1 protein-coding gene is annotated in these 231 nt (G+C 63.6%); it reads right to left on the bottom strand.

The annotated features are described in order from the left end of the window. Window positions 1-231: chlorophyll a-b binding domain-containing protein (locus AC2Q9J_RS18590; RefSeq protein WP_499042219.1), on the bottom strand; the 231-nt coding region annotated here is incomplete at both ends.

Genomic DNA, 231 nt, shown 5'->3' on the forward strand with positions numbered 1-231 from the left:
GCCAGGTTGGCCAGGGGGCTCTCCCCAGTAGCCAGGTACTGGAAGGTCAGGCCCAAAAGACCGGTCATGGCCTGTCGGCCGTTCTTGATCTCCCCCGCCTTGGTGTAGTCAGTGGTGAGCTTCAGGGGGTCGAAACCAGGGTAGGACCGGACCGCGGTGCCCTTGTCCCAGTTGAAGCCTCCGTTGCCGCGCCAGTACTCAGTGGGGGCAGCGATGGCCATGAGGATGAAG

This window comes from Planococcus sp. RAB007_Raresut, from assembly GCF_057369535.1.